Source organism: Corynebacterium sp. UMB6689, from assembly GCF_030215295.1.
GTDB lineage: Bacteria > Actinomycetota > Actinomycetes > Mycobacteriales > Mycobacteriaceae > Corynebacterium > Corynebacterium aurimucosum.
In genome coordinates this window covers 24583-30854 of sequence record NZ_JASOLS010000026.1, presented here as the reverse complement: position 1 = coordinate 30854, position 6272 = coordinate 24583, and the positions used below count along the sequence as shown (strand labels likewise).

General features: G+C 62.7%; 4 protein-coding genes. All 4 read right to left on the bottom strand.

Annotated elements, in window-relative coordinates:
- Positions 1 to 308: 308 nt before the first annotated feature.
- Positions 309 to 1088 carry a type 1 glutamine amidotransferase gene (locus tag QP363_RS11670; RefSeq protein ID WP_284764653.1) on the bottom strand — a complete coding sequence of 260 codons (780 nt, stop codon included), beginning with the start codon at positions 1086 to 1088 and terminating at the stop codon, positions 309 to 311.
- Positions 1081 to 2370 carry a MurT ligase domain-containing protein gene (locus QP363_RS11665; RefSeq protein ID WP_284764652.1) on the bottom strand — a complete coding sequence of 430 codons (1290 nt, stop codon included), beginning with the start codon at positions 2368 to 2370 and terminating at the stop codon, positions 1081 to 1083. Before QP363_RS11665 ends, QP363_RS11670 begins: the two co-directional genes overlap by 8 nt.
- 24 nt (positions 2371 to 2394) lie before the next feature.
- On the bottom strand, positions 2395 to 3945 hold the full coding sequence (locus tag QP363_RS11660) for a DNA polymerase III subunit epsilon (RefSeq protein WP_284764651.1): 1551 nt from the start codon (positions 3943 to 3945) through the stop codon (positions 2395 to 2397).
- 104 nt (positions 3946 to 4049) lie between these two features.
- Entirely contained in the window at positions 4050 to 5978 is a 1929-nt protein-coding gene (locus QP363_RS11655; RefSeq protein WP_284764650.1) for a hypothetical protein, read from the bottom strand.
- Positions 5979 to 6272: the final 294 nt, after the last annotated feature.

Here is a 6272-nt window from a genome sequence, read left to right as displayed (position 1 = left end):
GGAACTTTCATCTTCACACCAGGGACCCCTACATGTTGTGGTGACCCGCTGAACCCGTCGTTTTCTACCTCACCCCGAAACCGGAAGAGCCCGAAAAGTGGGCGAGGGATCGCCTTCGCCCTGCCGAATAACCCCGGCTAATCCACCCGCGAGGTTGACAAACTATATAGGAACACCCCCTGGATACGCGAAAGCTCGTGTGAACAACACGAGCTTCGGAAGTGGAGCACCTTAGTGCGTCCGTTGCCTACGGTACCGTGTGCCGAAGGTTGTGGTCAATCGGTTCAGTTAGTTACTTCTATTGATATCTAGCGTTGCGAGCGCGGCGGCTCCGAGGCATTAAAGCGCTCGGTGCGCAGCTGAGCAATGGCCGGGATATCCAAGGGCTCGAGTTCGCTGAGTGCGACTCCCATGGCCTTGGCCAAGAGCAGGTCAGCCAGTTGCGGGTTGCGTGCCAGGACCGGACCGTGCATGTAGGTGGCGATAACGCTGCCCTGCACCGCGCCCTCGGCACCGCGCTGAACGGCTTTGTCGGAGAGATCCAGGATGGCGGCGGTATCCGCATTGCCGGTTCCACGCGTCAGCGTTCCCAGCGGTTGGGCGGCAGGCCCCAGGATGGTGGCACCCATGTGGTTTTCAAAACCGGTGAGCGGCTCGGTGAGCTCAGCGGTGATTCCGGCCTTGGTCGGTTCCGTGGCTACCTCACCGATAGCGCGCTCGGTCATGGAGGCGGTGGTGGCGTCGATGAGCCCCACACCATCCACCACGCGGCCGGACGCACGGAAGGACTCGCCGAGTACCTGTAGGCCTGCGCAAATCGCCAGAATCGGGCGCTTCGCGGCCGCCGCGCGGGTCAGGCCGCCATCGGCGATGAGGTGCTCTGCGGCGAGAATCTGCGCGGTGTCCTCGCCGCCGCCAAGGGTGTAGACGTCGAGAGAATCCGGCACCGGCTCACCTAGCTTGATGGGCACGATCTCAGCCTCGTGGCCGCGCATGCGGGCGCGCTGGCGCAGGACCAGGGCGTTGCCGTCATCGCCGTAGGTACCCAGGATGTCAGGGAGGATGAGGCCAATCTGCAGGCTAGTCATTCGAGTGCTCCTTTGCTGCTGCGGCGGTGAGGGCCTTCTTCAGATCACGGAAGGCGGTGTAGTTGGCCAAGACCTCGATTCGGCCCTCCGGGCAGGATTTAATAGCGGCGAGTGGGTTTGCGATGAGCTCGTGCGAGATATCCGCATAGACCAAACGCACTGCGAGGTCGGTGCCGCGCTCACCCGCTGCCTTGACGGGAATACCTTCGAAGTCTTCGAAGCGCACGTCCCACAGCCAGGACATATCAATACCGTCGGCGACGTGGCCATTGGCGGCGATGACCAAGCCATCTGCCTCTCGGTCCACCATGGACAGCGCTTCCTGCCAGCCGGCCGGGTTCTTGGCCAGGAGGAGGCGAATCGTGCGCTTGCCCAGCGTGATGGTGGAGTAGCGTCCGGCCACATCATCGACGCCTTCCGCAGCGGCAATGGCCTTGTGGCGGTCCACGCCGAAAGCTTCAACCGCGGCGGCGACGGCTTGGGCAGCATTGCCGCGGTTCGCGCGGCCTGGGAGGGAAAGGCGCAGCTTATCGACGCCCTCCGGGCTCACCAGCCCGTCCTCCGTCACTGCCCAGGTGGGGGTGGGGCGGCGGAATTCGCGGCCGTCGGCAAGCGGCTTGACCGCGTGCCAGTCCTCGCCCTCGCGCACGATGTGGCCCCCAGTGCGCGGGCAAGTGACGGATTCACCCATCCAGCCGGCACCCGCGGAAACCCAAATGACATTCTTCGCGTCATAGGCCACGGAGGTCATGAGGACGTCATCGCAGTTGGCGATGACGAGCATGTCCGGGTGGGCCTCGACGGCGCCGCGCAAGGCGCGCTCAATCTTGTTGATCTCACCCACGCGGTCCAGCTGATCGCGGGAAAGGTTCAGCAGCACCAGCGCGGTGGGGTTGAGATTATCCGAGACGTGGGGAACGTGAAGCTCGTCTACCTCAAGGACTAGATGGCTCGCATCTTTGCCGGCCAAGAGTGCGGAGATGATTCCCGCATCCATGTTGTCGCCACCATCGTTGGTGGCCACGGTGTGTTCGGCGCGCACTGCGGCGGCCAGCATGCGCGTGGTCGTGGACTTGCCGTTGGTTCCGGTGACCAGGATAGCCGGGCGCTGCTTGGCCAAGTTCTGCATGATGGTGGGGTCGATGGCATTGGCGATGAGTCCGCCAATCATGCCGCCCGCGCCGCGGCCCGTGGCGCGCGAGGCGGTGGTGGCCAGCGCCGCAGCGGTGGTAGCAACCGCAGTGCGCGCGGAAGAAAACGCGCTTCGGAAGTTAAAATTCATGTTCCCCAGAGTAGTCGGGGGACCTTAGCTATCGGTGTTGTGTGAGCGGTTGTGTCCCGAGTTTTGCTGCTTCTGGTGGTTGCCACTACCGCGGCGGCCACGTCCACCGCGCCGGCGACGGCGGCGACCTTTATTGCCGCCCCTGTTCCGGTTGTTCGAGTCGGAGTCCGACTGGGCGCGCTTGTCACTCGCAGATCCGTCGGACGAAGAGCCCTGGTGCTTCTTCTGCGCGTGTTCCTGCTTGGCAGAGTGCTGAGTACCGGAGGACTTGCGGCGCGAGCGGCGGCGGTTCTTGTTCGTGGAACGATTGCGGTTGGATTGTCCGCTGCTGTGGCGTCCGCCCGAGCTACCCGTTGACTTAGACCCGGATTCTTCCTCTGGCTCCGTGGGTTCCTCGATGCGCTCGAGAGCGGCAAGGAAGGCAACGTCGGACATCAGGGGGATGTCCTTGCGGTGAGCGTGCATGGGCTTGCCCACGAGGTTGGTGGTGATGTTGCAGACCACCAGGGACGTTTCTCGGGTGAGCTTTTCAGAGTAGTTGAGCTCCTCGCGGGCTAGGGCGGCGATGATGGTATCGGGGTCCTCGGTGATTTCCGGGGCTACAACGATCTCCATGCCGCGGATGAGCTCCTTGCCGGGCACATACGCGCCAGGGTTGTGGTGCTGGCGGGGCGCTTCAGCAGCGTCGACGCGGACGTGGGAACGCTGCAGCCCAAAACGGTCCGCTCGCAGATCATCCGGTGCTGCACTGCTCAGTGGGCCTGAAGCTTGCGCGCGATAAAGAGCCACAAGCAGGCGGGTTGCTTCGCGGGAGGTCTCCTTCTCCGGCTTCTGCGCACGTTCGACGCTGGCCGTGGGGTCAGGCGCCGGAAGGCCGGTATCGCGAGCAACTGCTGCCAGACGAATATCGGTGCCCCACACGCTTTGGCGACGAGCCGTGGCGAGGGTATCCACGATCGCCACTGGGGTGGGAACGTGTCCCACCTTGAATCGGCGGCGCCGGCCCTTGCCGCGGTTGCGATTGCGCGCGCGGTTTTGGCGGGCGGCGGCGGTCATTGCGCGGCGTGCCTCTGAGACGATGAAACCCCAGGTGTAGGGGGCGTCGTGGACGATGAGAGTGCGGCCATCGATGAGCCGGTCCAGTGGTTTGAGGAGCATGGAAAAGGACTGTCCTGCCTGGACTTCCTCAGCACTGAGACCGTGCAGGTGTTTAGGGCCTGGGTCCTCGCCCGGATTGATGACGGCGTGGAACTCTTGGCCGATTTCGCCTTCGGCGTTGAGGGTTAGCGCATCCACAGTGAGCAGTCTGCCGGTGGAAGGGTGGATGCCGGTGGTTTGGATGGTCAGCGCCACGAAGGGGAAAGCTGCGAGGGCTTCCTCGCGGGCGGTGGCCTTGTCCTTGTTGTCGTCCTTGTGCGGCTGGGCCGTTTGTTGCTCATTCCCGGTCTGCTTTTGGGCAGCCTGGTGCGGGCGTGGTCCCGGCTTCGGGGCGTTGGTGTTCGGTGACGCCGCGGCCGGCGTCCCTGCTGCGCCAGGCTGCGCTGCAGGCTTGGTGGGGCCGGGTGTCGTAGTCATTGTTCACAGTTTAGTACCCAACTGCGAGGAAGCTGGAAAGGGCACACGTGAAGCGGTGCGAACCACCTAAATGGAAGTAAGGGTGGCGCTACGCGCTGAGGTGACTAACCGAATTCGATGATGATGACCCAGCCGTCGCGGTCAGGCGTTGGTTCTGGAGTCGGTTCAGGCGTTGGCTCTGGAGTTGGGTCCGGTGTGCGGCTTGGTTCAGGAGTGCGCTCTGTGCTCGGCTTTGGCTTGGGCTTCTCGCTGGGCTCAGGGGTGAGCTCTGGCTCGGGCGTCGGCTCCGACGTGGGTGTTTCGCTGGGCTCGGGCGTGGGCTCAGTGGTCAGTTCCGACGTTGGTGTCTCGCTCGGTTCGGGAGAGATCTTTGGCGTGCTGCTCGGTTCGGAGGTGTGCTCAGGCTTCGGCGAGGACTCAGTGGTCGGCTCAGACGTTGGCGTTTCGCTCGGCTCGGGAGAGGACTCGGTGGTTGGCTCTGACGTGAGGGAATCGCTGGGCTCGGAAGTTATCGGCGCAGCCGTGGTCGACGGAGCTGGTTCAGACGTACGTGGGGTAGCCGTCGGAGTGGTGTTCGGAGCCGCCGAAGTTGGGGTCGCCTTCTGAGTCGGCGTAGAGCTAGGTTCGCTCGTGCGCGTGGAAGGGGTGTTCTTCTCCGGCTCTTCGGGCTGAGTCTCTGCTTCCGGCGTTGCGGGCACTTCGTGGCTGCTGCGAGGGGAAGGAGTCACTTCCTCAGGCGCAGCCAGCTCTGCATGTTGAGTGGGCTCTGCTGGTTCAGTTGGCTCAGGCTGCCCGGTCAGCTCAGTTGGCTCTGCCGAGGCGGAGAAAGCAGTGTTCTCGATGGCGCGGGATGTGGTCGCAAGACTGTGATGCTCAGGGCGGTGAATCCCTGCGGCGGTGCCTTCGGTCTCCTCTTCTGCCCAGGCGGAAGGTTCGCTGTCAGCTTCTGCATCATTGGCCGGGCTCGGAGCCGGCAGCGACGTGGTATAGCCCTCCAGAACCGAGTCGGTGACATGGTCATGGGCGGGATGCATTGCGCGCACTGAGGAGACAAAGCTAGCGGTGCCGCCGACGAGTACAGCGACACTTGCTGCGCAGGCTAGCTTGAGCCCGGTGCCAGCGACAGCGATCTGGGTTCCAGTCGTCGCGGCAGCCCCAACTGAATTCAGGGAGAGGGCTTGTGCACCCTTTGTAACAGCGGAACCAGTGGTCTGTGCCGCACCCGCTGCCTTGGAGCTGCCGATAGGTGCGATTGTTGCGTGTGCCTTGGCGGTACTTGCCGCCGTCGCGGCAGCCGCCCCCGCGGCAGCAGCGATGACGCCTGCGGTTTTCACCGCAAAACTGGTGTTTGGTGTTCCATCTTCGGTGTAGAGAGTTAACGTTGGGGCTTCGGCATCTGGGGTGAAGTAGGCGCGAGCAATTGCGATGAGACCCTCGTGTTTGAATCCCGTGATGGTATCGCTCAACTGCGAGGCTTGATCGCGCGGAATGGTGGCGACGAGTTCGTCATCTAGGTGAACCTCGATGGCACGGCGGAAAAAGTGCCGGCGGTTGGACAAGCGCACGAGGAGATGGGCGGGGTGCTTCGGCAAAGAGTGCGTGGTCGCCGAAAAATCAGTGATATGCAGTGCGCGGTCACCGTTGAGCATGCCCCAGCGCTGGGCTGGGGGGATATTGAGGGGAACGCACAGGCCTGGTTCGGGGAGGAGAACCTCAAACACCGGGATGGATTCCTCTGCCGCATCTTCGCGGAGCGCGATCTCTGCGGTGGCCTGAGGAGTTAATCCCGCACCGATGATCGAGTCCAGCTCTGCATAAGCGGCAGACTGGGAGGCGGGAATGACGCCGACGATGTCCCCTCCATGCCGGACACGGAAGCCGGAGCTGGAGTGCCCACACAAGGTAACGGGGAGATGGCTATTTTCTGCTGAAGAGAACAGCTGTAAGAACATCTCTGGGTTGACGGCGTCAACCGTAAGGCGGCGGGGTTCACCAAAACCACGGTGGGGGACCACGTAGTTGGTGACCGTCATACTATTCGCCTTCGTTACTCGTACCGTGCCGAATTCGCTAGGTGTGAAACCGTGCGCAGTAGGGAATGTCGTAGCGTGGACTTAAATCCGTTTAACCGCACAAGATGCTCAAATTGTTCCTGTGAAAAATTATCTTTGTTGATTATATAACTCGCCGTGATGGGCTACAACAGCGCATATCCAGCACAGCGTTGCAAGGGGAAACATTAGCAAAAGAGATTGTGCTGGGGATTATACGCAAAGGAGGAGGTCGGGTGATGAGGCCGAGCTCCTCCTTCTTCTGCTTCCTCTGGC

Bases quoted from the DNA above. Each gene is read 5' to 3' on its own strand.
- QP363_RS11670 (WP_284764653.1), bottom strand. From the start codon at position 1,088: ATGACTAGCCTGCAGATTGGCCTCATCCTCCCTGACATCCTGGGTACC.
- QP363_RS11665 (WP_284764652.1), bottom strand. From the start codon at position 2,370: ATGAATTTTAACTTCCGAAGCGCGTTTTCTTCCGCGCGCACTGCGGTT.
- QP363_RS11660 (WP_284764651.1), bottom strand. From the start codon at position 3,945: ATGACTACGACACCCGGCCCCACCAAGCCTGCAGCGCAGCCTGGCGCA.
- QP363_RS11655 (WP_284764650.1), bottom strand. From the start codon at position 5,978: ATGACGGTCACCAACTACGTGGTCCCCCACCGTGGTTTTGGTGAACCC.